Source organism: Cellulomonas hominis (assembly GCF_005239125.1).
GTDB lineage: Bacteria > Actinomycetota > Actinomycetes > Actinomycetales > Cellulomonadaceae > Cellulomonas > Cellulomonas hominis_A.
Genome location: NZ_SZYE01000322.1, coordinates 1 through 1914, shown reverse-complemented (window position 1 = coordinate 1914; position 1914 = coordinate 1). Strand labels below are relative to the sequence as shown.

The 1914-nt window shown below is 78.6% G+C and carries 1 protein-coding gene and 1 pseudogene; both read left to right on the top strand.

Going from position 1 to position 1914, the window contains the following annotated elements:
* Positions 1 to 663, top strand: a pseudogene (locus FA014_RS19340) (hypothetical protein); the annotation flags it as partial.
* A gap of 258 nt (positions 664 to 921) precedes the next feature.
* Positions 922 to 1857: an aldo/keto reductase gene (locus FA014_RS19335; RefSeq protein ID WP_154731227.1), complete on the top strand. Its 936-nt coding sequence runs from the start codon at positions 922 to 924 to the stop codon at positions 1855 to 1857.
* Positions 1858 to 1914: the final 57 nt, after the last annotated feature.

Genomic DNA, 1914 nt, shown 5'->3' with positions numbered 1-1914 from the left:
GCCGGCGGCGCCGAGCCGGCGCGCGGCCGGAGCCGGTGGGTGCTCGTCGGCGCGGTGGTCGCCGCGGTGCTCGTCCTCGGTGGCGGGGGCACGGCCTGGTTCCTCACCCGGGACTCCGGCGGCGCGGCCGCGGCCCCGCCGGACGTGGTGCTGCCGTCGCCGACCAGCACGGTCGAGCCCGCCGCGCGCCCGGCCACCACCGCGTTCGCGGGCGCGCTGCCCACCACCCTGCTCCAGTACGCGCTCGCGTCCTCCGCCGACGACGAGGCCTGGCTCGCGCAGAACGCCGTCGAGGCGTACGCCGAGACCTACACGGACGGCGCCGACGGCACCGTCTCCGTGCAGGCCGGCCAGTGGGAGACGCCCGAGCAGGCCGCGGCGGTGCTCGCGTCCGTCTCCGGGGCCCCCGCGACGGCGGACCCCGCGGCCGACGCGGCGGACGACGGTGCGGCGGACGACGCCTCCGCCGACCCGGCCGCCGGCGGCCCGACGGTGCTGCTCCAGGACGAGGTGCTGGTCGGCGGCGCCCCGGTCGGGACCGTCACCGTCGTGGACCAGGGCGACGGCACCGGCGTCGCGGCGTGGAGCAACGGCACCACGGTGTTCGTCGTGCACGGCCCCGCGGCCGACATCCGCAACCTGTACGCCGCCTACCCGCTCTGACCCACCCGCCGGCCGCGCCCCGCGCCCGCGCCGCCCCGCGCCCCGGGCGCCCGGCGAGGGGGTACCCGACACGTCGAGCGAGCAGTCGGCGACTGCTCGCTCGACGTGTGCGCTGCTCGCTCGCGCCCGGGGGCGGCGTGGGGTAGACCGGTGCGCGGCGGCCCGACGGCGCGACCGCCCGCACCCTGCGCCCGCCCCCCCGCGGCGCGCACCGCACGGCGCCGTCCCCCGGCCGGCGCCGCCCGACCGAGGAGGACCATGGCACGCATCGGCACCACCGACCTGGACGTCCTGCCGCTGAACCTGGGTGGCAACGTGTTCGGCTGGACCGCGGACGAGCGGGCCTCGTTCGCCGTCCTGGACGCGTTCGTCGAGGGCGGCGGCAGCCTCGTCGACACCGCGGACGTCTACTCCGAGTGGGGTGCCGGCCACGAGGGCGGCGAGTCCGAGGCGACGATCGGGCGCTGGATCGCCGCCCGCGGCAACCGCGCGGACGTCGTGATCGCGACGAAGGTCGGCAAGCTGAGCACGCGCCGCGGCACCTCCCGCGCCGTGGTCCGGGCCGCGGTGGACGACTCGCTGAAGCGGCTCGGCACCGACTACATCGACCTCTACTACGCCCACGAGGACGACCGGGAGACCCCGCTCGAGGAGACGGTCGCCGCGCTCGGCGAGGTCGTCGCCGAGGGCAAGGCCCGGTACGTCGCGGCGTCGAACTTCACGCCCGAGCGGCTGGCCGAGGCGCTGCGGATCGCGGACGAGCTCGGGGTCGCCCGGTTCGTCGCCCTGCAGCCGCACTACAACCTGGTGCACCGCGGCGAGTACGAGGGCCCGCTCCAGGAGCTCGCCGTGCGGGAGGGCCTCGGGGTGCTGCCGTACTCCTCGCTCGCCAGCGGCTTCCTGACGGGCAAGTACCGCGACGGCTCGCCGGCCGTGGACAGCCCGCGCGCGGGGTCGGCCGGGCGGTACCTGGACGACCGGGGCCGCCGCGTGCTGGCCGCGCTCGACGCCGTGGCCGCCGCGCACGCCACCAGCGTGACCGCGGTGGGCCTGGCGTGGCTGCGGGTGCAGCCGGGCGTCGTCGCGCCGATCGCGAGCGCCCGCTCGGTCGAGCAGCTGCCCGACCTGCTGGCGGGCGCCCGCCTGGAGCTGTCGGACGACGAGGTCGTCGCGCTGTCGGACACCTCCGCCTGACCCCAGGGCGGCCCGGCGGCGGTCAGCCCGCCGCCGGCGCCCCCGCGGCCGCGGCCG